The following is a 24,032-nucleotide window of genomic DNA, read 5'->3' as shown; positions in this document are numbered from 1 at the left end:
AACTAACCTGATTCGTCGAGATCCCTTTCTTAGCCAGAGCGTTATCCAGATAAAATGAACACATCAAACAATAAGTCTGAACCGATTAACGAATACGAGTCTCTGCTGCCGGCGGAGTGGAATGTTCCTCAGGTTTTCCGCGACCGCCTGGGAGAGCGGGTGGGTCGACAGCGGGCGATGATGATTGACGGTCATCTCCTGATCGTATTGCATGAACCACCGTCGCAAGATGATGACCACCGAAATGGGCGTTTTTTCTGGCAGGACGAAGCCGGCCAGTGGCGAGTTCACTCCCAGGGCAAAAAGGTCAAATCGATCACAGGCCATCTGGACAACTACGAAAGCCGGATCAACGAGTTGGAAACGGAATACAATCAGGCGGACTCCTCTGATGACTACTTCAAAACGATGGGCGACCTGGCCCCCCTGCTCCGGGCAACGCGAAATTTGCACACGACGTTGCAGCAGGCGCGGCAATTACTCAAAGAAGATCGCGAATTAATCGACTATCGCGACCGGGCTTATGCCCTTGAGCGACGAGCCGACTTGCTCTACCACGATGCTCGCAACGGCCTGGATTACGCGATTGCCCGACAACATGAAAATCAGGCCAAACATAATCAACAGATGGCGCTCTCTTCTCATCGCCTGAACGTACTGGTCGCGTTCTTCTTTCCGATTGCCACCTTGTCCGCAATCTTTGGCGTCAACCTGGAACATGGTTACGAACAAGTCGACGGGCCGATTCCCTTCCTGACAACTATTGCCGTAGGGCTTGCCACAGGCTTTATCCTGAAAGCTTACGTAACCCGTAAGCAATAGGACCTCTGGATAAGCTCTCTGGACAGGCCTTGTTCCAAACGTAAAGAAACCTCGACCTGATCATCAGGCCGAGGTCTCACGGAGTGCCCATCATGCTGCACGAATCAGTTGTTGGTTACTTGTAGATTCCGAAAGAGAATCCCGGAGTGTTGATCGTGACACCTTTGCCGTAACCACCGTACCCGCCACCGTAACCGTATCCACCACCGTTGTAGTAAGGTTTGTTGTAGCCACCGTGGAAGTGTCCGTTGTGGGAGTTGTGGCTATTGAAGTGGTTATTGTGATGATTGTGGTTGTTGTGGTGTTTGTTGCCGCCAAAGTGTTTGTTACTACTGAAGTGCTTGTTGCTGCCGTGGTGGCGATTGTTGTTAGAGAAGTTTTTGTGTCCCCCACCGTGTGAGTTCTTCTGGAAGTTACTTCCACCGTTTTTGCGACCTGCTTCAGCAGTATCAACGTTAGAGACACAGAACAGACCAGCGACGACAGCAGCGATAAGGAAGAAGCGTTTCATGATTTATTTCTCCGTGAAATTGATTGTTTTAACTTCGTTTTGAAGTCAGTTGTGTTGTTTGATGGTATAGATAAAAGCACTTAGCGCGCCATCAATCGTGCCACACAAGAAAACAATCGCTAAATCACTGTGAAACAAGGACTTATAATACTCAATATTTCTTATTGCCTGTATGGCACCCACAAGAAAACGCCCTCAATATGATAACAACTCGGATTATTGTTATCTAAAAGAGGGCGCTTTGGGTCAATTTTCCGGGAGGAATAGAACATCACTCTGCCACGAATGTATTCCGCAAGATGCCGATGCCCTCGATTTCGGCCTCGGTGACGTCTCCCGGCTTCAGGTATTTGTTCTTAGCCATGCCGACGCCAGCCGGTGTACCAGTGGAGATAATGTCTCCCGGTTCCAGAGTCACGAATGAGGAGACGAACTCAACGACTGCGGCGACAGGAAAGACCATCTCCGACGTCGAAGAGCTTTGTTCGACATTGCCGTTCACCCGCAATTCCAGTTTCAACTGCTGAGGATCGGCAATACTTTCGCTCGAAACGATACAAGGCCCCATTGGACAGAATGTGTCGTGCCATTTGCCATGCAACCAGTCGAAGAACTTGTCCTTCTCCCGGGTGACTCGCTCCGGATTGGGGCGGAACTTTCTGTTGGAGATGTCGTTCACCACTGTAAATCCCGCGATGTAATTCGGGGCCTCGGCTTCAGAGACTCCTTTACATCGTTTGCCAATCACAATCGCCAGTTCACATTCCCAGTCAATATGATCGGGCGAGATGGCGGGGATTGTGACGGGGTCTCCCGGATTAGTGAGCGTTGTTGTGGGTGGTTTACTGAAGACATAGGGGATCGTATTCGCTCGCTCTTCCGCTTTTCCTCCCCCTTCTTCGATGTGCTTGGCATAGTTGCCTGCCAGCAGCAGTAGCTTTTCGGGACGAGGGACGGGAACCAGCAAGGTCGCGTCGCCGGTTTTTATGGCCGACTCGGACGCACTTCCTTCATTCGCCTTCTTGTAGAGAGAAACGGCAGTTTCGGCATGAGATCCGCCTGGCAGAAATGGAATCAGAGAATCAGTGTCAGGAATCTCGACACCAGCGGCCTGGGCGACTGCTGCCAACGGAATGACTTGTTGTTCCGAATAAAAACCGACGGCAGGCGAACTACCCTGAAGAAAACGGCATAAACGCATGGGGCACGTCCTTTACTAACCCTGGAGACCAACGAAAATGGAGAATATCTGACCCTGCCAGTTTGGCGGGTTTGCGGGCAATTCGCAATTGACGGATAGACGTTTTCCCAAACAGGTTTTCGTTCCATCCTGACACGTAAGACTAATGTGAACCATTATTTGCGATTCCCGGTCACCGTTAAGGGTCGCCCCGATTTTTGTTCAAATCGGAGTCCAGGAACACGATTTGCCCTCGTATATTGGTATGACAACGTAATGATTAACAGAAGAACAAACGACAGCGCCCGTTAGATGGCAATGTCGAGATGATTTGATAAATCGAAAGGGTACTAAGATGATGTTTTTCGATCCCCTGTATTTTGTGTTCCTCATACCGGCATTTCTATTGATGCTCTGGGCACAAATGCGGGTAAAAAGCGCTTACGCTAAAGGGATGAAAGTTCCCGCGCGCCTGACCGGTGCAGCGGCTGCGCGATATATTTTGGACCGGGAAGGATTGCAGTCGGTCGGCATTGAAGAAACCGAGGGAACGCTGAGCGACCACTACGACCCCCGATCAAAAGTCCTGCGTCTGAGCCGGGAAGTTTATCAAGGGAACTCGGCTGCGGCTGTCGGTATTGCTGCCCATGAAGCAGGCCACGCCTTACAGGATGCAAAAAACTACGCCCCGCTCGTCGTCCGGAATATCGCGGTCCCCGCGGCCCAGTATGGCCCGACGGCCTTTATGATTCTGTTTATCGTCGGAATGCTGATGCAGAGCTTCGGGCTGATGGTGCTGGGGCTGATCTGCTTTGGCGGGCTCGTATTCTTCCAGTTGGTCAACCTGCCTGTGGAGTTTGACGCCAGTAATCGTGCGAAGGCGGTGCTGACGGAGCTACAAATTGTAGATGGCGAAGGAGCGGTGGCTGTTCGGAACGTCCTCAATGCAGCTGGCTGGACATACGTCGCAGGTACGTTGCAGTCTGTATTGACGTTTGCCTACTACGCTTTCCGGATCTTTGGTGGTAACCGAAACTGACGATCTGCTTGAAAGATTGTTTGACAATTGCTGGGTTCGCGTTGTTCAAGGCGAATCCAGCTTTTTTTGTAGCGATTTTGTTCCCATCAGGCAGGCCAGATTGCTATTCGTGAGAATCTCCAGCAGCCGTGGAGTGCAGCCCTTGGCGCCGCTGGCAGGCTCAATAGACTAGCTTTTTTGGCGGAAAAAGAGCTGAACCAATCCGCACTCCCGCTTCGACGTGATTTGTTCGGGTGTAATCCGAAAGGCCCTGTTGAAGTAACTTCAGTACCAATTCCCTCTGTCATTCCAAGAGAACCATCATGTACCGTGTTTTGATCACCGACAATCTCTCGCCGGCTGGCCTGGAAATCCTGAACAACACCGAAGGAATTGAAGTCGATGTGCGTTCCGGACTGAGCCCCGAAGAAGTTCGAGAAGCGCTGAAAGAGGCTGACGGAATCATCATTCGATCCGCCACCAAGCTGACTCCTGAACTTCTTGAAGGACAGCCCCGGCTTAAAGTGATCGTCCGTGCGGGCGTGGGCGTGGATAACATCGACCTGCCAGCCGCTACCCGCGAGGGAATCGTGGTGATGAACACCCCGGCTGGAAACACGATCAGTACTGCCGAACATGCTGTCGCCATGATGATGGCCCTTTCTCGTAACATTGCTCCCGCCGCCGCCGGAATGAAGGAAGGCAAATGGGATCGCAAAAAATACACCGGTACCCAGTTGGCGGGCAAAACGATTGGCGTTATCGGTCTAGGCCGAATTGGGCTCGCTGTCGCCGCCCGTGCCCAGGGACTGGAGATGAAAGTCGTCGGTTTCGACCCGTTTCTTTCCACTGAAAAAGCGGCGGAACTCGGAATCGGACTTTACCGTGAAGTCGACGATGTGGTGAAGCAGGCCGATTACCTGACCGTCCACACGCCGCTGACTGACGAAACTCGCGACATGCTGGATGCCGCTCGTCTTGCCAAAGCGAAAAAGGGAGTCCGCATCATTAACTGCGCCCGTGGTGGCATTGTGAATGAAAACGATCTCGCCGATGCCATCGAGTCGGGACATGTCGCCGGTGCTGCCCTCGACGTCTTCACCAAAGAGCCCCCCGAAAACAGGCGTCTAGTCGAACTTCCTCAGGTTCTGACGACGCCGCATCTGGGTGCCTCAACCGATGAAGCTCAGGAACTGGTCGCGGTGGAAGCGGCAGACCTGATCGCCACCTACCTGACCAAAAACGAAATCCGCCACGCCATCAACATGGCTCCGATCTCCGGTGCCGAGATGGAAAGCATGAAGCTGTACCTCGACCTCGCGTATCGACTTGGTTTGACCGTCGCCCAGATGAACCGCAAAGGGGGCATCAAAAAAGCGAAGCTCGATTTCAGAGGCGAAGCGGCTTCCAAAAACATCAAGCTGATGACGTCCGCCTTTTCAGCGGGAATGCTGGAGTCGGCGCTCGCCGAGAAAGTGAATATCGTCAACGCCGAGATGACGGCCCGTGAACGTGGCATTCAGTTCGAAGATTCTTCCTCGGAAGACAGCAAGTCCTTCAGTACGTTAATTAGTGCGACATTGGAAACGGATTCGGGCGACGTCACCGCCGCCGGTACGATCTTCGGTAACGAGTTCCTCCGCCTGGTCCGCCTGGGTGAATTCCAGATGGAATCTTACCTCGATGGCAACCTGCTTGTTTACCGTCACCTCGATGTCCCCGGCCTGATTGGTTACATCGGAACGATCTGTGGCAAGCACAACGTGAACATCGCCAACATGGCTCTTGGTCGTGCGAAGAAAGAACCGGGCGGAGACTCGGTCGCTGTCCTGAACCTCGACAGTGCCCCTTCTGACGAAGTCATTCAGGAGATCGCCGGCCACGAACACGTCCAAGGCGTCGAACTTCTCCGCCTGCCCCCCGCCGGCGCCCCACTGCCTTGGTTGGGCAACTGAATATCGGGTTGAGTTAGAGTTCACCCGCAAGACTAAAAATGAGCCTGGTTTCGTATTACGGAACCAGGCTTTTTTTGTGTATGGCGGTAAAAGCTTGGCGTTTGGAATGCATCGAGAAAGACCCGCTTTGAGAGTTGTCACCCTTTAGAGAAAGGTAGAAAACGCTAATGGCCATTCTTGCTTTGAGTCCAACTGATCGTCTCCTTGTCCGAATGAGCGAACCAGAGTATTTCATCAGCTGTCTCCAACGAAACAGTACGCTTACCTTCGTTGACTCGAAGAATCCATCCGGTGGTTTTAGTAACGCGGGAGAGGCCTGAACTCATCCCGTCTTCCCATTCGCCAGTCAAATGCCACCACGGCCGATTCTGCCCGCGGGCGACCGTCATGACAAGATCATCGCCAGCCTCTTCTACTCGCACCCAAAGTAACCAATTGGAGCCCGGTGTGTAGTGCGTCCCTTGTGTCGTAAAGACCATGTTTTTCGGAAGTGGAGCTGTCAACCAGGCTTTTCCGAAAAAGAACAGGAGAACGCAGAAGGGGAAAAGGAGGATAGCCACTCCAACCAGCAACTTACTTTTAGCATTGGGATTTGTTTGCGAGTTTTTCATTTACGGGCGCAATCGATCATTGGTTAGGATGTTCCAATTTTTGAGCGGGAGTTTTACTTGAGTCGTAGATCCAGATCTTTTCATTTGTCGTTAACGTGACTGTTTCTGAACTTTCATCAACATTCACTCTCCACTCTCCCAACGGAGAGAATGTCTTTTCTTCCTTTCGAGGTGCTATTTCAATCACTTGAGCCGCAGCAAAAGGATTCCACCACACTTGGTATTCGTAGAAGGAAAACTTGTGTATTTGAAGTAAAGGTTTTCCACCTACGTTTACGTTTCCTGTGACCAGTACTTCTATTTACTCCTCGATTTTCATCAGGAGATGGCCATTGCTCTCCGTAATGGAAATTGTTTTCAGCCAGTCGGATTCGGCTGCCGAATAACTCCCCGGTTGACGAATGACAAAGTCCCCCTTGGTACTATTCCAGGCAAACATGAATGCCCCAATGACCAGTAGAGAAAAACCAAACAAGATGGCAAATACAGTTTTCTTCGAACGAGTTAAACTGCTCTTCACACAAAAACTCCTTTTCAGCACTGTGGCTCTCATTGATGAGGTAGCATAATCACAACCTGGCTCCCATGCTACATTATTCGCGTCATATTCGCAGCGTCCTGTTTCAAAGAAAACACTCGGCCCTGCTTGTCAGATCAAACTGTTCACAAACCTCTTGGATAAAGGCCTAAAACTGCTACCTATCTATTAGGGACGCCTTCTGATATACTTATGTTTACAACCCATCTTAGTGGGGACTACTCGTTGAACTATGGTCAAATTCGGCCGGAACGATCCCGTCGCCTCCTCTGAGTTCACTCAAGGAGCGACTATGTCCCTATCCCCAACCCCCAATGCGCCTAATTCTAATGGTATCCCTCAAAGCGGTCTCGCCAAAAGCTCTGCGGCAACGCCTGCTCAGTCACCCTTAAGCGATGAACTGAATAAGGTCGCAACCGCCGTCATCTATTGCGAAGGAAACTTCGGTGCCATTGATGGCAAAACGGCCAACGGACTTGTCCGTCGCTCTGAGAAGTACAAAATCCTCTCGGTCATCGATAGTGAGAAGGCAGGTCTCGATTCCGGCGAGGTTCTTGGTGGGAAACCGAATGGCATTCCCATCTGTCGCAATCTTGCCGACGCTCTGACACATGCTGGAAGTGTGACCGACTATTACATCTTCGGAATAGCTCCAGCAAGCGGTATGTTGTCGTCGCACGAGCGCGGCCTCGTTCTGGAAGCCATGGATCGTGGCATGAATATCGTAAACGGTCTTCATGAATTCTTGAATGACGATCCCGTATTCGCCACAGCGAGCGAAGCCAAGAATGTGACGATACTCGACATCCGCAAACCTCGCGCTAAAAAAGACCTGCGATTATTCAGTGGTCGCATCGCCGAGGTCACCTGTCCGCGTATTGCCGTACTGGGAACTGATTGTGCGATTGGCAAACGGACCACTGCCACCATTTTAACTCAGGCTCTTAACGATCATGGGATCAAAGCCGTGTTGGTTGGCACAGGACAGACCGGTTTGATGCAGGGAGCGCGCCACGGCGTCGCTCTGGATGCCATCCCGTCGCAGTTCTGTTCGGGAGAGATGGAAGCCGCCGTCGTCGAAGCGTTTGAAATGGAAGACCCCGACGTCATCATCATCGAAGGGCAAGGCGCCCTGAGCCACCCGGCCTATTCGACTTCCTCATTCATTCTTCGAGGTAGCTGCCCCGATGGTGTTGTGCTGCAACACGCACCGGGACGGATCAATCGTTGCGACTTCGAAAACATGAAGATGCCGACTCCCGCGACTGAGATTAAGCTCATTGAGACATTCAGCGACACGAAGGTCATCGGCCTCACGATCAATCATGAAAATATGACTGAGGTCGACGTCGATCTGGCCATCACTTTATATGAATACGAACTGAATATCCCTACGACGGATGCCCTGACCGGTCCGCCTGAACGTCTGGTGGAAATGATCACCGACGCGTTCCCGAAGCTTGAGGAGAATCTGACAGCTGGTGTCAGATGAATGCTCCCCGATTAGAGATCGACCTTTCGAAGGTCTACGACAACACGCGCATACTCGTAGAGTTACTGGGGGATCGGGGCATTTCTGTCACGGGAATGACCAAGGCGTCGCTCGGTTGTCCTGAAATTGCAGAGGCCTTGATCCGGGCAGGCGTGAGTGCGATTGGCGACTCGCGAATTGAGAACATTCAGAACATGCGACACCACCTCGTTCCTGCTTCAATGATTCTCACGCGGTCTCCGATGCTTAGCCAGGTGGAAGAGATCGTTAAGTACGCCGATGTGAGCTTTAACACGGAACTCGAAGTAATCCGCAAGCTCTCCGCCGCCGCGGGGGAAGCGAATCAAGTACACGGGATCGTGCTCATGGTCGAACTGGGCGATCTCCGTGAAGGAATTATGCCAGAAGACATGCTGGACGTCGTACGCGAGGTGATTCGCATTCCGAACATCGTGCTTAAAGGAATCGGGGCCAATCTTGCTTGTCGTAACGGTGTGTCTCCCGACGGTACGAACATGTCTGAACTTTCCGCACTCGCGAATTTGATTGAGACGACATTCAACCTGACGCTCGAAATCGTATCCGGAGGCAGCTCCGCCAATCTGAACTGGGCCCTGAGTGGTGCAGGCACGGGTCGGATCAACGACCTACGACTGGGCGAATCTATTCTGCTTGGTCGAGAACCCCTCCATCGCCAAGCAATCGATGGGCTGCACGCTGACGCGATCACGCTGGTGGCCGAAGTAATCGAGTCCAAGGTCAAGCCGTCGCAGCCATGGGGCGAGATCGCACAAAATGCGTTTGGCGAGAAATTGACTTTCCTGGATCGCGGCCGCATCCCCCAGGCGATCCTGGCGATCGGACATCAGGACACCGACCCGCATGGCCTGCAGCCCCCTGCTGGAATCGATATCCTCGGTGCGAGCAGCGATCACCTCATCGTCGAGTCCAATCTTCCTGTTGGAAGCGAGATCACATTTCAGCTCAACTACAGTGCGTTGGCTCGAGCCATGACTTCACCCTTTATCGCCAGAGTCATGAAGCATCAGGGCGGTCCCATCCCCGAACCTGTCGCATAGATCAATCACTGAAATAAGCTGAGAGCCAACCGCACTGCCGGGAGAAATTCACTGGGAGAAATTCACTGGGGGAAATTCACTGGGGGAAATTCACTGGGGGAAATTCACTGGGGACGTTGGGAGCTGTCATCCCATCAATCTGACTTGCTGGTTGGCGCGGAGCAGTTGCTGGATGCGGAATTGGTTCATCTGTGTCGAGCGGGCAATGCGGAAGGAATAGTTGGAGGTGCCGTCGAGTTCCTGGAGTCGAGACGTGGTGACTCCTCGCTGGCGGAGCGTGTCACGAAGTCGCACGGCGTTGCGGTGACCATCGACGGTGATGTGCCAGTCGTTCTGATAGTTTTTGAGCCGAACCGGGTAAGTAAACATGATCGATCCCTTCAGGAAACCTGGCCCCTCATCTACCAAAGGACACAGGAAAGCCGACATCAGGCAGGGGGAACGCCGTTCGTGCGAGCGGATAAAGCTGAAACAAACGGAGTCGCCGCTTGTATAATAATTACCAATACTTCTAACCAATTCAGGCCCGACTTCCTCGATCACGACGGGGCCTACCGTGATTTCGCCGACCGAGAGAATGAGGAAGACGTGGGGACGTCTTCACCTTCTCTATTTTATCGCTGTGGGCGACCTGATGCGAATCCGTAATTTGAAATCCAGGTGAATTTACCGAAATGTGGAATTTTGTATATGCTTTTTGGCCAAAATGGCATTCCACTGCTGAGCGGGTTCTGTCTAAAATGCGACCTTCTCAAGAAATACCCCTTCATAGACACGCCACTTGTGGGACTTCTACAGGTCGCCGGAACAGGTTCATCCTCGTTGCGTCGCGGATACCCGTTGTTCGTGGATGTTTATTGATCAATGATGATGGTGTGTTGATTCGAGGTTACGACTCACTCAGGAATATCCCCCAGAAAATCCAATAGGGAAGGAAGACATGGCCGGGAAAACCTTAACTAAGCTGACTGCCGGGACCAAAGTGCGAGTCAAGGACGGCACTCCTCTGCCCGAATTTCCAGACACCGACTGCGGTGGATGGACGGGCGAGATTATGGAACATATCGGAAAGAAATCGAGCCCGCGGTACGTACTGCAGTGGGATGACAATACTGTCGCCCAGTTCGATGAAGAATATATCGCTCAGTGCGAAGAGAAAAAGCTGTTCCATCTGATGGCCTGCTTTGAAGCAGAAGAGCTGGAAGTCGCAGAATAAACGGCAGACGGCTCCATCAAAACAATGAAACCTCGACCTTGACCTGTTGAGGTTTTTTATTGCGTATGGCGGCAACCAGACTGCTTGATCAAGTTTTAATCTGTAGATAACGTTGGTAACAGCGGTAAACCAATTTCTTCGCGCGAGGCGAAGGGTTCTCCGTATGCTGTGTGAATGGCCCAGCCCCAGTACCGATTGCGGTCTCGAATGTCGTCGAGCACGGTTGGGAACTCGGTCGGGCGCCCGACGAGCATTTGCGATTCATAGCAGCGAATCGCGTCTATTTTCTGTTCGAGCGTGTTACTGATATCGAGAACGAAGGAAGGCTTCGGGTGGTTTCGCAGGTGGATGCTCCAGTAATAGTACATCGTCGGTGGCCAGTATCGTTCGCCGGGCATGTCGGTTTTTGACAACTTCGCCCAGAAGCGGGCATCGTCCACGAGCTGCGAGGCGGCGACATGGTCGGGATGCACGTCCTCCCAGTAGGGAGCCAGTATGACCTTCGGTCGACTGAGCCGGAACACCCCTGCGAGTGCAGCCCGGGCCTCTAACGTATTCTGAAGCGACCGATTCGGAAGCCTCAGATTGCCTCTCCAGTCCAGGCCAAGTACCTGAGTCGCTGCTGCCGTCTCTTTGGCGCGAATTTCAGGCGAACCGTGCGGCGTGGGTTCTCCGTTGGTCAGTTCCAGTACACCGACTTTCAACCCCGCCTGTTTTGACTTGAGAATGGTACCACCCACGCTGATTTCGGCGTCATCCGGGTGCGGAGAGACGACTAATAGGTCGAGTTCGGGGGGAGAAATGGGGTCGGCCACGGTGCTGATATTCCTCTGGACTTGTTTTTGCGATTCTGTAATAGTTCGCCCACTCTCTCTTCAATCCGTTCCATCTACAATCTGAGCGATGTTCCTCCCGGAGGATCCAGACTCGGCATTACCTGCGGAGATATTGCATCTTCTGCTGGCTATGTGTGCGTCTAGATTCAGGGGTGGGCAGTAACCTCATTCTACGTCGCGGTGGCCGCTTTACAAGTTGGCCGGGACCAACTGGAGGTCCCGATACCCAGACCGCTTCGTTAATCCAGGAATCATTCTATGCGGAAGTTCATGATCTGCTGTCTGCTGGTGGCCCTCTCAGGTGGGTGTGCAATGTTGGAAGAAGAGACCGAAACGGCGATCTCCGAAACCAAGCGGCAATTCCGAATCAAACCCAACGACTATCATGATAACACCGAAGATCCGGATGAAGACTGGTCTTTTGTAGGAGACCAGGGCCGAGCGGGAATGCCCAAAGAGCGGGACAACGATCGAGTCTTGCGTAAGTATTTGATGTCGGAAAAAGCGCGCTCAATCGAATCGAATCTGGGAATCGAGTAAGAGACTCCCGATTGCGAATTCGAAAACAATATAAAACAAAAAAAGCCTCTCACTATGCAGCGAGTGGCTTTTTATTTGTTCGGGTGATCTGGTTGATCTGAACGGGATTCAGGACTTCTTGGCAGAGCGACGGAGTTTACTAGTGCCACCAGAAGCAGCTGCTTCGCCTGGTTTTCCGATACTATTCTCGACCGACTCCAGCAGAACTTCCATCGCGAATGGTTTTCGCAGGTAGTCCATGGCGCCGAGCATTTCGGCATAGGCTTTGTGCCGTCCCCCTTCGTTGGCGGTGATCATGATGACCTTGGGGGGAGTTTCGAGCGATTTCAGGTGTTCAAGAATCGGGAACCCACCCATGCGAGGCATCATCATGTCTGTGATAACGAGGTCGGGGCTCTGAGTGTCGATTTGCTTGCGGCCTTCCAGGCCATTGGAAGCGGTCAACACATTATAGCCAGCGGCTCCCAGTACGTTACTGAGGGTTGAGGAGATCTCGCGATCATCATCGATGATCAGAATTGTTTGTGGTATCGACATCTTATCTCTCAATAAGTAAGACCGGCGAAACGGGAGGGGTGAATCGTCTTCAGGTGGGAGGAAGGTCGCTGCTGGAGGAATCCTAGGTCGCGTCCAGTAGACCTGCAATGGTTCGATTCGATTTGGGCGCCGTATTTTCGGTCGTCAGGATGAATAATAATAAACAAATGGGGCCCGGCAGGATCGATGGCTGCTTCCCTTTATGGTATCGGATCAATCCGCCTGCCCGCAATCACCCCTCTGAAAAAAAGAGAGTGCAATAAAGAGACTGCCCCCCTTTAAAGGGTACGTAGCAAGTCAGCTGGTTTTCAGGAGAGAGGATTAAAAACGAGCCCGGAAAGCAGTTTCGGATAGAAAAACGTGCTTTTGGGAGGCATTTTTTCCCGATTGGAGGCGATTTCGCGAACATGATCGATCCCGGCAGGGGGAACCAGCACCGCTAAATCGCATGATTTACCCGACAAGGCCTCGTTCACTTCCGACATTAAATGAACATACTTCCACGAAGCTTCCTCCCCTTCTGTTTTTACCGCAAGTAAATGCCCCAGCACCAGCTTGTGCAGCAGACTGACCCCCAGCTCCCGCCAGGCGGGACTTTGTTCTGCGGCCAGCTCCTCCATCGGGGACCCGTCGGTCAGTTCGGCCAGGAGCCACTGACCATCGGCTGCAGTTCCGAAACCAAGGACACCCTGTTCGCCCGACATCTCCATACTCTCCCAAGTCTCTCGGGCACCCTCTTCTCCGACCCCTTGCGGCGTCAGGCGGAAGTTCTTTTCCAGTAGACTGATCAGTTCAGGTTGAGTTAGACCGGGCAGACCGCTGACAAGACGATGGGTGGGGAGAATCGCCAGACCTGGGTCCGACATTCCCACGAACATCATCAAGACATTGTTGGCAGGATGATTTTCGGAATTGAGTTTGCCTTCTTGTTTGAGCCATTCCCGATAGTTCAGAGCGGTCTCATAACGGTGATGGCCGTCAGCAATGAAAATCGGCTTTTCATGAAGCAATTGTTGCACGGCCGAGATGGCCGCATGATCTGAAACGGGCCAGAACCGGTGAATAACCCCTTGTTCATCCGTCGCCACGAATGGCGGCGCCCCCTGCACTGCATCTTCCAGAATCTGCTGAGCGGTCTCTTCCCTGTCCGGGAACAGACCGAAAATGGGGGAGAGATTGGTTCGGCAATGTTGTGTCAAAGCGAGCCGATCTTTCTTGGGACCCGGCAGAGTTTGTTCGTGTGGGAAGACGGCTCCCTCACCGAATTCTTCCAATCCACAGCGGCCCAGAAACCCTTTGCGAATGTAATGAGTTCCTTCCCAGTCGAATTCCTGATGGTAGACATAAAAGCAATTTTCCTGATCCTGTACCAGGACGCCTTCCCGCTGCCAGTTTTTCAGGAATTGGGCGGCTCGTACATACCGATCCTCGACAGAACTGTCGCCGACTTCTTCCCGGTTCAAAATCAGACGTACGACATTGCAGGGATGTTTTTCGTACAGTTCGGTCTGGCCTTGTGTGTTAATCACATCGTAAGGGGGCGCCGTGACATCCGAGAGGTCTCCCACTTGCCCGAGTTCGTATCGCCATCCACAAAGGGGAGAGATTTTCACCATAATTATGTCTTACCTGTGATTCTGTATTGCCTGTTTTTCGATCTGATTACAAAACTCGAATTCCGTCTATCCGCCGGATGACCTGTCATCCTGCCAGCCGGTAGAAGATCTTCTATCGACCAATGTCAGACCACGAGAGGGTTACCACTTCTGCGGTAGGTATCATACAATGGCGACCGCTGCGCGAACACCTGCAGGGAACCTGCATCAATCTAATTGAACGCGCTCGTTCATTCCGGTTTGAACCTTAAGACTGAACCTAATTTATGAATATCGTGATTCTTGGGGCCGGTACCGTCGGTACTTCCATTGCTGAAGTCCTCTGTGCTACCCAGCACAATGTCTGTCTGGTCGATTCTTCTCGGGACGCGCTGAACAGAGTGGAAGAACAGCTAGATGTGCGAACGGTCAACGGATCTGCCTGCGATGCCGTCGCCCTCTTCCAGGCAGGCATTTCAAGTGCCGATCTTTGCCTCGGTTTGTCGAGCACGGACGAAGTGAATCTGGTCGGGTGCAGCATCGCCAAGTCAATGGGAGCGACACGTAGCATCGCCCGTGTGTTCGATCATAATTTCCTGGACAACAGCACCTTCGATTACCGACGGCATTTTCAGATCGACCAGATCCTCAGCCTGGAGCACCTCACAGCGCTTGAACTGGCCCGGTCGATTCGCATGCAACGTCTGTTCGCGGTCGAAAACTTTGTCCGGGGTAGTGTGGAAGTTCAGGAACTGGCTGTGGAACCGCATTCAAAGGCAGTTGGAGTTCCGTTGAAGGAACTCAATCTTCCGCAAGGGGTTCGCGTTGGTTTGATCTCCAATGCGGAAAGTGCTTACATCCCGGGAGCAAATGACGTCATCCATGCGGGCGAGCATGTCACTTTGATTGGTGAGACAGACCGTCTGGAAGAGATTAAAAAACTGTTTGAACATCGTTCTCCCCCTAAATTGAATGTGACCATCGCCGGGGGTGGAGAGATTGGCTACAGCCTGGCACGCTTGCTGACTCGCGGTCGCTTTCAAGTGACGCTGCTCGAAGCCAATCCCGAACGCTGCGTCTATCTGGCCGATAAGTTGGAATCCGTCACCGTCCTGCAGGCCGATATCGCCCGTCGCGCAGAACTCGAAGAAGCGCGGGTGGGTAAAACGGATATTTTCATTGCTGCTACAGGCCGCGACGAGGACAACATCATCTGCGGTGTCGAAGCACGAGAACTGGGATGCCAGAAGATCATGTCCGTCGTTCGTCGATCGGACTACGTGAACGTATTGGGTAAAGTCGGAATCGATTTCGCCGTCAGTCCCCGCGAGGTGATGGCTCGACAGATTCTCGGCCTCGTCGAAACAGGCCCTCTCATCGGTCAATCCGATATTTGCGGTGGAGAGGCTGTGGTCTGCGAACTCGAAGTGCAGAAAGGCGTGCCGATCACACTGAAACCGCTGAGCGAAATCTCACTCCCCAGTGGGCTCGTCGTGGCAATCGAACGAGAAGGGTATGTCAAAGTTCCCGGTGCCCGCGACCAGCTTCAGGCAGGCGATATTGCCGTGGTATTAACCCAGAAAGAAAACAGAGACGAAACCCTAGCATTTTTCCGCTAAGTCGGACCCTCTCGCTCTGCTTTTCTCATTTGCACAACCCAAAACGACATCATATTGACAACACTATTTCATTGTGTTATCTTTATATGGGCGCTTTAGGCGGGTTACCAATCGCTGTTTTTAAAATTGTATAATTTATAAGTCATTGTTGCAAAGGAGGTTAAATACATATTTCTCCTGTAGTTCGTTTGATGGCGCGCCGGGTGCTTTTACTAATACCATCAAACAACACAACTGACTTCAATACGAAGTCGAAACCTTCAATTTCACGGAGAAATTAATCATGAAACGCTTCTTCCTTATCGCTGCTGTTATTACTGGTTTGTTCTGTGTCGCTAACGTGGATACCGCGGAAGCGGGGCGCAAAAATGGGGGTAGTGGGTTCAAAAGAAACTCCAACGGGGGTGGTAACCGAAACTTCAGCAACAACAGCCGTCGCAACGGTGGCAACAAAAGCTTCGGCAGCAACAATCGCCACAACGGCGGAAACAAACATTTCGGTAGCAACAAGCACTTCGGCGGCGGACATAAGTTTCATAACAACCATCACAGCAACCACAAGTTCAACAACCACCACTTCAATGGACACAAGTTCCACGGTAAAAAGTTTCACGGACACAATTCTCACGGTGGACACTTCCACGGTGGATACAACAAACCTTACTACGGTGGATATGGATACGGCGGAGGATACGGTGGTTACGGAAAAGGCGTTACCGTCAACACTCCTGGATTCTCTTTCGGAATCTACAAGTAAGACGAACTTGAGAATGAACTCCGGCTCTTAAGAGCTTCGCGAGATTTCCCTAAAAAACCCTCGACCTGGATTTCCAGTCGAGGGTTTTTCTGTGTTTGCATGTTTTCAATATTTGAATGGTGACGGAATATGGAACTCAACTGCAGAAACCCTCTATGTGCTCATGCCCTGAAGTGCATAACAGGTTTTCAGGCAGTACAAGTGTGTGATGCTTACACTCGCGAAATGATCGATCAGCAACCAGATTTCGCGGGAAAATCGACCAGAATGGGGGCTCGACACTATCCATTGCAGGTGTCCGGTGGTCCGATTGAATTTTCTACAAATTATTAAAACACTTACATAGATAGGTTTATGACGAATCTTCGGTTTCCTCTGCGGACATTGGCGCGCGAGATGCGAATACAACCTCTCAGCAGTGAGACGAAAAAATCATTCGGGATTAACCGAATACTCAAATAAGGAGAAAGTCATGAAACGCTTAATGCTATGTTCAGCACTTGTTGCCAGTATGTTCTTTGTGGGTGGTGAAGCCATCCAATCTAACAAAGCGGAAGCGGGCGACCGCTATCGAAGCAACCGACATCACGGCCAGTACAATTATAACAGAGGCTGGAATAATGGCCGACGCCATGGAACGTACTACCGTGGCGGAGGTTACCGATATTCACCGTACTACAACAACTATAACCGTGGGTACAACCGCGGCTGGGGAAACAGAGGATACTACGGTGGTCAAAACGGGTTCTATTATTCAGGTCCGGGATTTTCATTCGGCATCTACGATTAATCGAACAAACCGTACAATTTGATTGTTAGTAGCAGGTACAAACTTCAGTCTGTGGTTGAGGTCCTATACAACGGCTTGAACAAGGTGGAATCGGGCCTCAATCCAGATTGAGTTAGTAATTACAACTTCAAATGGAAAAGATCAAAGCAATCTGAGATTGCCCCTTACTCAACGAGTTCCGTTGTCCGGTTTAGTCTGACTAGGCCGCACTTGGGGAAGTGTATGTGAATTTAACTGGGGTACTTGAAGAAACCTCACTCACTGAATGAGTGAGGTTATTTTATGCGCATCGCCTTTTTAGCAATCCGGGCTTTCGCATCAATCCATGGAAAAAGTCGTCCCGAATCGGTATCAGACGATTCACAATGCCCACCCCGACCGGCTAAACTCGAAGTCACCTAATTCACCCACTTACGGGCCTTCCCTGCATCAGAGTGATGAGTTTCCATCAAATCAATGAGTTTGATCGAGGAAATCGTCCTGGACCCCGTTTGAAACTCTGCTCATGCGAGTTCAAAACTAGCTCTGAACGTATGCGATTAAGGCCATCTTCCGATTTGAACCCTGCAAGGAAAATTTGCATCATGAAAAAAATGGTCACACTCTCTTTGATCCTTCTCGCCACCCTATGTACCACTTCATTGATGGCAGAAGAAAAACTGAATACTCCCCCCGAAGGGTTTACTGCACTGTTTAACGGCAAAGATCTGGAAAACTGGAGAGGGTTGGTTGGAAACGGTAACCCTTACACACTGCAAGAAATGAGCGAAGAAGATCGTTCTAAAGCACAGGCAGAAGCGAACGAACTGATGAGCGCACACTGGGGCGTACAGGACGGCGTATTGGTTTTTGACGGTAAAGGAAAATCGATCTGCTCTGCGAAAGATTTCGGCGACTTCGAACTATATGTCGATTGGAAGATCGAACCCAAGGGAGACAGTGGTATTTACGTTCGTAGTACTCCCCAGATTCAGATTTGGGACACTGAATATCCTGAATACTTCAAACATGGTGCCGAGAAAGGTTCTGGATCTCTGTGGAACAACAAAGACAATGAACGATTCCCACTGGCTAAAGCAGACAACCCAGTTGGTGAATGGAATACGTTCCACATCAAAATGGTTGGCGAAAAGGTCACCATCTGGTTGAATGGCAAACTGGTCACTGACAATGTTATTCTGGAAAACTACTGGAAACGAGACGCCGGTATTCCCGTCATTGAAAAAGGGGCGATCGAACTGCAGAACCACGGAAACACGCTTTACTTCCGTAATATTTATGTCAAAGAGTTGAACTAAATCACATTTGTTGAATCATGATTTTCTCGAGGCACCCTTTGCTGCAAAGGGTGCCTTTTTCTTTTAACGACTTTTGACCTTTTACACCGCGGCTGAACGAGCCTCTACTCAGCAGGGAGAGCTTGTCGTCAATCAAGTGGTTCTTGGATGCATGAAGACTCAGTCAACGAAACCACACCTCCGGGAAGAACCAGTTCCCTCAAGAACGAGAGGAAGAAGTGGGCAGGCGGGTGGGTGATGTCTAAAAAACTCGGGGCTGGTCGGCTATAATGAGAGAGTCTCCCCCGTAACCCAATTAATCTTTTCTGCGTAGAAACAACTCGTACGATGCCACAAACCGTCAATTGGTATTACCACCGCAAGAACTGCAACTCCTGTAAGAAGATGGAAGCCTTCCTGGAAAAGGAAGCGGCCAACGTCAAAGAGGTCGTCATCGCGAATAAGATCCGTTTTGATGACGCGAAGGCGCTGGAACTGGCCCATGCGGCGAACATAGTTCATATCGCCAAAGGGAAAAAGCTGTACAGTTTTGACATGAAAAAAGAAGCTCCTGCTGATGAAGAACTGTTGAAACATATGCTTGGCCCTCACGGGAATTTACGGGCTCCTGTCGTGGTTAAAGGGAAAGCTTTATTCGTCGGATTCCATGAAGAAGGCCTACAGGAACATTTTTAAAGTGGTAACAGTGACCCGTGGTCCGCTTAATTTCGTAGAAATGGGAAGCTTATGTCTGTCGTCGGCCAAACTGCTATCGTCACTGGGGGAGCGGTTCGTCTGGGACGCGCCTTTGCCCTCGCTCTGGCGGAAGCGGGTGCCAATGTGGTTGTCCATTTTGGAAACTCAGACGATGCCGCAGAAGAGACAGCCCGGTTGATTCGAGCGATGGGACGCACCTGCTGGACCTGTTCCGCCGACTTCCGTGACCCGATTACGGGAACAGAGGCATTGTTTCGATTCGTGGAAGAAAAAGTCGGACCGGCGTCGATTCTGGTCAATAGTGCGGCGATCTTCGACGCGGCCCGGTTTGAAGAGACCGACCCTGCCCTGTTTGACCGCACCATGGACATCAACTTCAAAGCCCCCTTTTATTTATCACGGCGATTCGTTTCTCAAGTTCCCGATGACATACGCGGCCAAATCGTTAACATTGTTGATTGGCGCGCCGAACGGATTGACCGAAAGTTTCTGGTCTACTCGCTGGCGAAGAACAGTCTACTGGAATTAACTAAGGCATTGGCGATAGAACTCGCTCCGCGAATACGGGTCAATGCCATTGCTCCGGGAGCAATCCTTCCTCCTCCGGGAGAATCGGAATTCCAGGAAGGCAAAAAGAAAGAAATACCACTGGCCCACACCGGCAACCCGGACGACCTAGTCCATGCATTGCAGTATCTCCTGAATGGAGAATTTGTTACTGGAGAAATCATGCATGTTACTGGCGGAGAACATCTGACTGGCTAACTTACCCAGCCAGGTGACCCAACGAAAATAGTTGTGGTGATTCAACAAGCGACGCTCGAGATAAAGACAATATTATGAGTGACCAGATTGTGATTAAGGACTTACTTCTGCGGACCATCATCGGTATTAACGATGAAGAGCGGGTGAACCGTCAGGACGTGTTGATCAACCTGACGTTAGATACCGACTGCCGGAAAGCGGGAAAGTCGGATGAAATCGACGATGCGGTCAACTATCGAAGTTTGACCAAGAAAATCATCCAGCTCGTCGAGAGTTCCCAATACAAACTGGTCGAAGCACTCGCAGAAAAGATCGCTCAGACATGCCTCGCTTTTAAAGGCGTAACACAGGTCTCCGTCTGTGTGGAAAAGCCGGGGGCATTACGGTTTGCGAACTCGGTCGGTGTTTGCATCACTCGGGATCAGTCCGATGTTGCCTCCCAGTAAGAACAGAGCGTTCCTCAGTCTGGGTTCAAATATAGAACCCGACCAGAACCTGCGCCGGGCCGTCGAGTTATTGCAGGCTTACGGCGACGTCGTTGCGGTTTCCTCGGCATGGCAAAGCGCACCGGTGGGCGATACGGATCAAGCCAACTTCATCAACGCGGCCGTGTTACTGGAAACGCCATTGAGTGCGGAAGAACTCAAACAGACGGCGATGGCACAAATCGAAACCGATTTAAAACGAGTCCGCGATCCCCAGAACAAAAACGCCGCACGGACGATTGACCTCGATCTGTCCCTCTTCAATGACGACGTCCTCGTACTCGATGGACGCACGATCCCGGATGAAGACATTCTGAAACGCCCATTTGTGGCGATCCCCCTGGCTGAACTGGAACCAGGTTATTTGCATCCTATGGAAAAGGTCACTTTGGAAGAAATCGCACAGCGATTCACATTAAGTGAGTGGGGAATGGTGCGGGACGTGGAGATTACTTTGGAATAAATTGATGAGGGATGGTCCAGACAATCGCGTCAGCGTTGTCTGGGTGCCGAAGGCACACTAAGTGTGGAATGCTCTGAATTGAGAGGGACTGAGGGTAAATTCGATTCGGGAAGCGACTCTTATTGGGATGTACTCAGTGCTTAAGTGTTGCTGTGCAACCCAGACAACTCTGCGAGATTGTCTGGGCCACCCTTTTCAGGTTAGTTCTCACCATAGTTACTCACTTTTCACGGGAAACGAAGGTGGGGCCTGGGAGCGGTCGTCGGTGTCGAGGAAGGACTGGAGCATCAGGTGAGCCGCGAGCTTATCGATTTTAGCTTTGCGTTGTTTTTCGTTTAAATCGGAAGTGAAAAGAAGCCTTTCCGCTTTAGCGGAGGTGAACCGCTCGTCCCAGTAGCAGATGGGAAGCGAGAGGGTCTCGGCCATCCAGTCGCCATACTCTCGCACTTGGGCGGCGACTTCGCCTTCGTCTCCACTCATGTGGACGGGAAGCCCGACGACAAGACCGACAGGCTGATTGTCTTCCACGAGTTTTTTGAGGAACCGGGCATCCCCCTTCTCGGTCTGTCTCTGCCAGACGGTGAGGGGGCTGGAGTATTTCTGATCGCCGGATGAAACGGCAAACCCGACACGTTTGGTACCGAAATCCACACCGAGTAAACGGCCCTCGGTCGGGAAGTTAATAAGGTCAGAGGTAGCGTTCAAGGTTTTTCTCCTCTTTGATTTGCTCGAGCAGTTCCTTGAGAGCCTGTTCGTCATCGTTCCGTGCGATAAGGATGACTTCATCTGTTTGAACGACGAGACATCCTTCGAGACCGATCGTGGCAATGAGTTGATTTGGATTCGTCGAATAGATAACAGAGTCCTTCGCGGAACCAGTATGATTTCCGTGAACGATATTTCCCTCTTGATCAGCCGGCAGCAATCGCCGGAGTGCTTTCCAACTGCCAAGGTCGTCCCATTCGAATGGGGCTTCGATCACCAGGACGTTGTCTGCCTTTTCGAGAACGGCGTAGTCGATAGAGATCGACGGCATGCGAGGAAATTCATGTTCCAATGCGGATTGCCAATCATCTGTTCCGACCGCAGGTTGCAAGCGTTCCAAGTGAGTGTAGAGATCGGGCTGATGTTTTTTAATCGCCGCCAGAACCTGATCGGCCCGCCAGAGGAAGATGCCGCAGTTCCAGTAGAAGGATCCGGCTGCCAGGTATTTCTCGGCGGTGGGTTCATTCGGTTTTTCGTGGAAAGCAGCAACGTCGAAAGTGGTGGGCGATGTCTTTTCGAGGGCACTACCCCGTTCGATGTATCCAAAGCCGGTCGAGGGGAATGTCGGTTTTGCTCCGAAGAGGACAAAGCGGGTGGAATCGTCTTGGATCAGTTTAGCTCCCTGCTCCACCGCTCGACGGAATTCCTCGACGGGCGTGATGAGTTGATCCGATGGCAACACGAGCATCACGGCTTCCGGGTCGACTGCCAGAAGCTGCAGGGCGGCGAGCCCAATACAGGGAGCCGTATTTCGACCGCAAGGCTCGACGATAATGTGCGAGGAGTCGAGATCGGGAAGTTGCGACTGAATCGGAGCGACAAGATGCTCTCCTGTCGCCACCCACAAGTTCTCGCTGGGGGCACATGCCTGAGCTCGATTTGAGGTTTGCTGGAGCAAGGAACCTTCGCCGGTCAGATCGAGCAATTGTTTAGGAAACGCCTTCCGGCTGAGAGGCCAGAAGCGAGTCCCGCTACCGCCGGCAAGGATGAGGGTGTGAAGCATGGGAATGGGGACCTGTGGAAGGATCGAACTAATCTCACGGACCGATATTTACTGCTATTCAATCCGTATTACTGCAACATAAAGGAAGTGAGTTCTATTATCTCTCTTTTATGGCAATATCGCCTGAGGTGGTGCAGTGGATTACAGAAAGAAGTGTAACGATTGTCGGGATTAATCCACAACGCCGTGCTGAGTTTGAACAGTCACAGACTACCCGTTGAATAAGTAATGATAACAGAACTCACATTTCCCCATTTAGACGAGCTAAACGTGGCACACCTGGGCGGGAATTCTGACTACTCAGATTAGAAGATAACACCTCAGGGGGGATCATAGCCGCCGGGGTTCCAGGGGTGGCAGCGGAAGATGCGGCGGGTTGCTTTCCAGCTTCCTTTGAGGACGCCGTACTTTTTGATTGCGAGCAAGGCGTATTCGCTGCAGGTGGGGTGGAAGCGGCAACTTGGACCGAGCAAGGGGCTGAGGAAGATCTGATAGAGACGAATCAAGCCGGTTAGCAGGTAACCGGGAATCGCGGCGATCGTCTGGAGCAGTTTCATCATTGGGATGACCTGTCGGAACGGGACGCACGGCGTTCATTTCGCTCGATAACCTCCAGCACTTGTGGAATCAGCTTCTGAATAGATTGGCGATAGATGTCGGTATCGGCCGTGGTGCCGCGACGGGGAATGAAGATCAGATCGAGTCCTACAGGCAATTCGGGGCGTTCCAACCGGAAGGCTTCTCGGAAGCAGCGTTTGAAGCGGCCACGGCAGACGGCGTTGCCGACTTTGCGAGAGACACTCACACCCAGACGGGTGTAACCAAGTCCGTTACGGGCGGCGAAGATGAGGAGTCGGTTGTCTCCTTTGGCCTGCTTGGCGTTGTAGACCGTCTGAAAGCTGGCGTTGGTCTTGAGTCGGCATTTCTGCGGGAAACGATGATCGGTTGCTGTCATGAGGAAGGTTTCTCCTCGTTCGTATCATCGTCTTCCTCGGGGGGAGTTGGTTCTGCAGTATTTGATTCTTCGGAGTTCGAGGTTTCGTCGCCCGGCTTTTCTGTGTTTGGTTTCTCTTTGAGATACCAGAGGGGATCGGGGGGAGAAACAGGACCGGTACGATGACGAGTCATCCGCCGGAACCAGCGACCATACAGGAGAATCCAGATAATGAGGAAGACGCCCGTAATGCAGATGAGCGTGATCATCATGATACCGACGAGCGTCCCCTCTTTCTTCTCCCGTTGCTCTGCGGTCAAACCTGTTTCATCGGTACTGACGTCGACGGTGGCTTCCGACGCGGCTTCACTGGCGGGGGGCGGATCGATTTTCTCTTGAGCAGAGAGAATGGGTCCGCAGGTGAGGAGAATCACCAGAGTGAATAAGCCGGTACAGAGAAGAGAGCGTCGCAGCACGTTCATGGATAAGATCACTGGGCTTCTTTCCGAAGTTGGGGGAAGCGATTG

General features: G+C 51.7%; 28 protein-coding genes. 15 read left to right on the top strand and 13 right to left on the bottom strand.

What is annotated here, in order from left to right; all coding sequences use genetic code 11:
• Nucleotides 1–54 precede the first annotated feature (54 nt).
• On the top strand, nt 55–822 hold the full coding sequence (locus Pla110_RS03525; protein ID WP_144993322.1) for a magnesium transporter CorA family protein: 768 nt from the start codon (nt 55–57) through the stop codon (nt 820–822).
• A gap of 115 nt (nt 823–937) precedes the next feature.
• Here Pla110_RS03525 and Pla110_RS03520 read toward each other — a convergent pair whose 3' ends face one another.
• Together Pla110_RS03520 and Pla110_RS03515 are read right to left on the bottom strand one after the other, a co-directional pair.
• Complete coding sequence (locus tag Pla110_RS03520; protein ID WP_144993319.1) at nt 938–1,333, bottom strand: hypothetical protein; 396 nt, start codon at nt 1,331–1,333, stop codon at nt 938–940.
• 271 nt (nt 1,334–1,604) lie between these two features.
• Nucleotides 1,605–2,534 carry a fumarylacetoacetate hydrolase family protein gene (locus tag Pla110_RS03515; protein WP_144993316.1) on the bottom strand — a complete coding sequence of 310 codons (930 nt, stop codon included), beginning with the start codon at nt 2,532–2,534 and terminating at the stop codon, nt 1,605–1,607.
• 334 nt (nt 2,535–2,868) lie between these two features.
• Here Pla110_RS03515 and Pla110_RS03510 point away from each other — a divergent pair, with 334 nt between their 5' ends.
• The gene (locus tag Pla110_RS03510; RefSeq protein ID WP_144993313.1) at nt 2,869–3,552 is read left to right on the top strand and encodes a zinc metallopeptidase; all 684 of its coding nucleotides are present in this window, start codon (nt 2,869–2,871) and stop codon (nt 3,550–3,552) included.
• Nucleotides 3,553–3,854: 302 nt separating this feature from the next.
• Nucleotides 3,855–5,486 carry a phosphoglycerate dehydrogenase gene (gene serA, locus Pla110_RS03505; protein WP_197440479.1) on the top strand — a complete coding sequence of 544 codons (1,632 nt, stop codon included), beginning with the start codon at nt 3,855–3,857 and terminating at the stop codon, nt 5,484–5,486.
• Nucleotides 5,487–5,650: 164 nt separating this feature from the next.
• Here serA and Pla110_RS03500 read toward each other — a convergent pair whose 3' ends face one another.
• Both Pla110_RS03500 and Pla110_RS03495 read right to left on the bottom strand, forming a co-directional pair.
• Complete coding sequence (locus Pla110_RS03500; RefSeq protein WP_144993307.1) at nt 5,651–6,097, bottom strand: hypothetical protein; 447 nt, start codon at nt 6,095–6,097, stop codon at nt 5,651–5,653.
• Nucleotides 6,098–6,398: 301 nt separating this feature from the next.
• Complete coding sequence (locus Pla110_RS03495; protein ID WP_144993304.1) at nt 6,399–6,617, bottom strand: hypothetical protein; 219 nt, start codon at nt 6,615–6,617, stop codon at nt 6,399–6,401.
• A 310-nt stretch (nt 6,618–6,927) separates the two neighbouring features.
• Between Pla110_RS03495 and Pla110_RS03490 the strand changes: the two genes are divergently transcribed.
• Entirely contained in the window at nt 6,928–8,127 is a 1,200-nt protein-coding gene (locus Pla110_RS03490) for a DUF1611 domain-containing protein (RefSeq protein WP_144993301.1), read from the top strand.
• On the top strand, nt 8,124–9,206 hold the full coding sequence (locus Pla110_RS03485) for an alanine/ornithine racemase family PLP-dependent enzyme (protein ID WP_144993298.1): 1,083 nt from the start codon (nt 8,124–8,126) through the stop codon (nt 9,204–9,206). Before Pla110_RS03490 ends, Pla110_RS03485 begins: the two co-directional genes overlap by 4 nt.
• Before the next feature lie 126 nt (nt 9,207–9,332).
• Here Pla110_RS03485 and Pla110_RS03480 read toward each other — a convergent pair whose 3' ends face one another.
• Nucleotides 9,333–9,575, bottom strand: coding sequence for a hypothetical protein (locus Pla110_RS03480; protein ID WP_144993295.1), 243 nt, complete (start codon nt 9,573–9,575; stop codon nt 9,333–9,335).
• A gap of 571 nt (nt 9,576–10,146) precedes the next feature.
• On the opposite strand from Pla110_RS03480, the gene Pla110_RS03475 reads away from it, so the two are divergent.
• A complete protein-coding gene (locus Pla110_RS03475) occupies nt 10,147–10,422 on the top strand; it encodes a hypothetical protein (protein ID WP_144993292.1) in 276 nt (91 codons plus the stop codon).
• A 95-nt stretch (nt 10,423–10,517) separates the two neighbouring features.
• Here the strand turns inward: Pla110_RS03475 and bshB1 are convergent, their stop codons facing one another.
• Nucleotides 10,518–11,237, bottom strand: a complete 720-nt coding sequence (bshB1, locus tag Pla110_RS03470) for a bacillithiol biosynthesis deacetylase BshB1 (RefSeq protein WP_231742902.1) — start codon at nt 11,235–11,237, stop codon at nt 10,518–10,520.
• Between the two features lie 279 nt (nt 11,238–11,516).
• Between bshB1 and Pla110_RS03465 the strand changes: the two genes are divergently transcribed.
• Entirely contained in the window at nt 11,517–11,798 is a 282-nt protein-coding gene (locus Pla110_RS03465; protein WP_144993289.1) for a hypothetical protein, read from the top strand.
• 108 nt (nt 11,799–11,906) lie between these two features.
• On the opposite strand, the gene Pla110_RS03460 is transcribed toward Pla110_RS03465, so the two are convergent.
• Together Pla110_RS03460 and Pla110_RS03455 are read right to left on the bottom strand one after the other, a co-directional pair.
• Nucleotides 11,907–12,335 carry a response regulator transcription factor gene (locus Pla110_RS03460; protein ID WP_144993287.1) on the bottom strand — a complete coding sequence of 143 codons (429 nt, stop codon included), beginning with the start codon at nt 12,333–12,335 and terminating at the stop codon, nt 11,907–11,909.
• Between the two features lie 308 nt (nt 12,336–12,643).
• On the bottom strand, nt 12,644–13,951 hold the full coding sequence (locus tag Pla110_RS03455; protein WP_144993284.1) for a DUF1015 domain-containing protein: 1,308 nt from the start codon (nt 13,949–13,951) through the stop codon (nt 12,644–12,646).
• 266 nt (nt 13,952–14,217) lie between these two features.
• On the opposite strand from Pla110_RS03455, the gene trkA reads away from it, so the two are divergent.
• The 8 genes from trkA to folK all read left to right on the top strand — a co-directional run bounded on the left by trkA (nt 14,218) and on the right by folK (nt 20,803).
• Complete coding sequence (trkA, locus tag Pla110_RS03450; protein ID WP_144993281.1) at nt 14,218–15,549, top strand: Trk system potassium transporter TrkA; 1,332 nt, start codon at nt 14,218–14,220, stop codon at nt 15,547–15,549.
• Between the two features lie 283 nt (nt 15,550–15,832).
• Nucleotides 15,833–16,306, top strand: a complete 474-nt coding sequence (locus tag Pla110_RS03445) for a hypothetical protein (RefSeq protein WP_144993278.1) — start codon at nt 15,833–15,835, stop codon at nt 16,304–16,306.
• Nucleotides 16,307–16,778: 472 nt separating this feature from the next.
• Nucleotides 16,779–17,096: a hypothetical protein gene (locus tag Pla110_RS03440; RefSeq protein WP_144993275.1), complete on the top strand. Its 318-nt coding sequence runs from the start codon at nt 16,779–16,781 to the stop codon at nt 17,094–17,096.
• Nucleotides 17,097–17,680: 584 nt separating this feature from the next.
• A complete protein-coding gene (locus Pla110_RS03435; protein WP_144993272.1) occupies nt 17,681–18,394 on the top strand; it encodes a 3-keto-disaccharide hydrolase in 714 nt (237 codons plus the stop codon).
• Nucleotides 18,395–18,721: 327 nt separating this feature from the next.
• Complete coding sequence (locus tag Pla110_RS03430; RefSeq protein WP_144993270.1) at nt 18,722–19,069, top strand: ArsC family (seleno)protein; 348 nt, start codon at nt 18,722–18,724, stop codon at nt 19,067–19,069.
• Nucleotides 19,070–19,120: 51 nt separating this feature from the next.
• Entirely contained in the window at nt 19,121–19,855 is a 735-nt protein-coding gene (locus Pla110_RS03425) for an SDR family oxidoreductase (RefSeq protein ID WP_144993267.1), read from the top strand.
• Between the two features lie 74 nt (nt 19,856–19,929).
• On the top strand, nt 19,930–20,301 hold the full coding sequence (gene folB / locus Pla110_RS03420; RefSeq protein ID WP_144993264.1) for a dihydroneopterin aldolase: 372 nt from the start codon (nt 19,930–19,932) through the stop codon (nt 20,299–20,301).
• Nucleotides 20,285–20,803 (top strand): 2-amino-4-hydroxy-6-hydroxymethyldihydropteridine diphosphokinase, encoded by a 519-nt coding sequence (gene folK / locus Pla110_RS03415; RefSeq protein WP_144993261.1) that lies wholly within the window; start codon nt 20,285–20,287, stop codon nt 20,801–20,803. Before folB ends, folK begins: the two co-directional genes overlap by 17 nt.
• A 216-nt stretch (nt 20,804–21,019) precedes the next feature.
• Here folK and ruvX read toward each other — a convergent pair whose 3' ends face one another.
• The 5 genes from ruvX to Pla110_RS03390 all read right to left on the bottom strand — a co-directional run bounded on the left by ruvX (nt 21,020) and on the right by Pla110_RS03390 (nt 23,999).
• Complete coding sequence (gene ruvX / locus Pla110_RS03410) at nt 21,020–21,508, bottom strand: Holliday junction resolvase RuvX (protein ID WP_231742901.1); 489 nt, start codon at nt 21,506–21,508, stop codon at nt 21,020–21,022.
• Nucleotides 21,492–22,571, bottom strand: coding sequence for a mannose-1-phosphate guanylyltransferase (locus Pla110_RS03405; RefSeq protein WP_144993256.1), 1,080 nt, complete (start codon nt 22,569–22,571; stop codon nt 21,492–21,494). The genes ruvX and Pla110_RS03405 overlap by 17 nt, the downstream gene beginning before the upstream one ends.
• A gap of 320 nt (nt 22,572–22,891) precedes the next feature.
• Nucleotides 22,892–23,131, bottom strand: a complete 240-nt coding sequence (gene yidD / locus Pla110_RS03400) for a membrane protein insertion efficiency factor YidD (protein WP_231742900.1) — start codon at nt 23,129–23,131, stop codon at nt 22,892–22,894.
• A complete protein-coding gene (gene rnpA, locus Pla110_RS03395; protein WP_144993253.1) occupies nt 23,128–23,526 on the bottom strand; it encodes a ribonuclease P protein component in 399 nt (132 codons plus the stop codon). Before rnpA ends, yidD begins: the two co-directional genes overlap by 4 nt.
• A complete protein-coding gene (locus tag Pla110_RS03390; RefSeq protein WP_144993250.1) occupies nt 23,523–23,999 on the bottom strand; it encodes a hypothetical protein in 477 nt (158 codons plus the stop codon). The genes rnpA and Pla110_RS03390 overlap by 4 nt, the downstream gene beginning before the upstream one ends.
• Nucleotides 24,000–24,032: the final 33 nt, after the last annotated feature.

Source organism: Polystyrenella longa (assembly GCF_007750395.1).
Lineage (GTDB): Bacteria > Planctomycetota > Planctomycetia > Planctomycetales > Planctomycetaceae > Polystyrenella > Polystyrenella longa.
Note: the sequence above shows the minus strand (reverse complement) of the source record. Positions and strands in the feature narration are given on the sequence as shown.

What these genes read in the sequence shown, in the direction of transcription:
- Pla110_RS03525 (WP_144993322.1), top strand. Translation starts at nt 55, where the DNA reads ATGAACACATCAAACAATAAGTCTGAACCGATTAACGAATACGAGTCT.
- Pla110_RS03425 (WP_144993267.1), top strand. Translation starts at nt 19,121, where the DNA reads ATGTCTGTCGTCGGCCAAACTGCTATCGTCACTGGGGGAGCGGTTCGT.
- folB (WP_144993264.1), top strand. Translation starts at nt 19,930, where the DNA reads ATGAGTGACCAGATTGTGATTAAGGACTTACTTCTGCGGACCATCATC.
- Pla110_RS03520 (WP_144993319.1), bottom strand. Translation starts at nt 1,333, where the DNA reads ATGAAACGCTTCTTCCTTATCGCTGCTGTCGTCGCTGGTCTGTTCTGT.
- Pla110_RS03445 (WP_144993278.1), top strand. Translation starts at nt 15,833, where the DNA reads ATGAAACGCTTCTTCCTTATCGCTGCTGTTATTACTGGTTTGTTCTGT.
- Pla110_RS03485 (WP_144993298.1), top strand. Translation starts at nt 8,124, where the DNA reads ATGAATGCTCCCCGATTAGAGATCGACCTTTCGAAGGTCTACGACAAC.
- yidD (WP_231742900.1), bottom strand. Translation starts at nt 23,131, where the DNA reads ATGATGAAACTGCTCCAGACGATCGCCGCGATTCCCGGTTACCTGCTA.
- serA (WP_197440479.1), top strand. Translation starts at nt 3,855, where the DNA reads ATGTACCGTGTTTTGATCACCGACAATCTCTCGCCGGCTGGCCTGGAA.
- folK (WP_144993261.1), top strand. Translation starts at nt 20,285, where the DNA reads ATGTTGCCTCCCAGTAAGAACAGAGCGTTCCTCAGTCTGGGTTCAAAT.
- rnpA (WP_144993253.1), bottom strand. Translation starts at nt 23,526, where the DNA reads ATGACAGCAACCGATCATCGTTTCCCGCAGAAATGCCGACTCAAGACC.
- Pla110_RS03510 (WP_144993313.1), top strand. Translation starts at nt 2,869, where the DNA reads ATGATGTTTTTCGATCCCCTGTATTTTGTGTTCCTCATACCGGCATTT.
- Pla110_RS03475 (WP_144993292.1), top strand. Translation starts at nt 10,147, where the DNA reads ATGGCCGGGAAAACCTTAACTAAGCTGACTGCCGGGACCAAAGTGCGA.
- Pla110_RS03405 (WP_144993256.1), bottom strand. Translation starts at nt 22,571, where the DNA reads ATGCTTCACACCCTCATCCTTGCCGGCGGTAGCGGGACTCGCTTCTGG.
- Pla110_RS03455 (WP_144993284.1), bottom strand. Translation starts at nt 13,951, where the DNA reads ATGGTGAAAATCTCTCCCCTTTGTGGATGGCGATACGAACTCGGGCAA.
- trkA (WP_144993281.1), top strand. Translation starts at nt 14,218, where the DNA reads ATGAATATCGTGATTCTTGGGGCCGGTACCGTCGGTACTTCCATTGCT.
- Pla110_RS03465 (WP_144993289.1), top strand. Translation starts at nt 11,517, where the DNA reads ATGCGGAAGTTCATGATCTGCTGTCTGCTGGTGGCCCTCTCAGGTGGG.
- Pla110_RS03480 (WP_144993295.1), bottom strand. Translation starts at nt 9,575, where the DNA reads ATGTTTACTTACCCGGTTCGGCTCAAAAACTATCAGAACGACTGGCAC.
- Pla110_RS03435 (WP_144993272.1), top strand. Translation starts at nt 17,681, where the DNA reads ATGAAAAAAATGGTCACACTCTCTTTGATCCTTCTCGCCACCCTATGT.
- Pla110_RS03515 (WP_144993316.1), bottom strand. Translation starts at nt 2,534, where the DNA reads ATGCGTTTATGCCGTTTTCTTCAGGGTAGTTCGCCTGCCGTCGGTTTT.
- Pla110_RS03490 (WP_144993301.1), top strand. Translation starts at nt 6,928, where the DNA reads ATGTCCCTATCCCCAACCCCCAATGCGCCTAATTCTAATGGTATCCCT.
- Pla110_RS03500 (WP_144993307.1), bottom strand. Translation starts at nt 6,097, where the DNA reads ATGAAAAACTCGCAAACAAATCCCAATGCTAAAAGTAAGTTGCTGGTT.
- Pla110_RS03430 (WP_144993270.1), top strand. Translation starts at nt 18,722, where the DNA reads ATGCCACAAACCGTCAATTGGTATTACCACCGCAAGAACTGCAACTCC.
- Pla110_RS03440 (WP_144993275.1), top strand. Translation starts at nt 16,779, where the DNA reads ATGAAACGCTTAATGCTATGTTCAGCACTTGTTGCCAGTATGTTCTTT.
- Pla110_RS03460 (WP_144993287.1), bottom strand. Translation starts at nt 12,335, where the DNA reads ATGTCGATACCACAAACAATTCTGATCATCGATGATGATCGCGAGATC.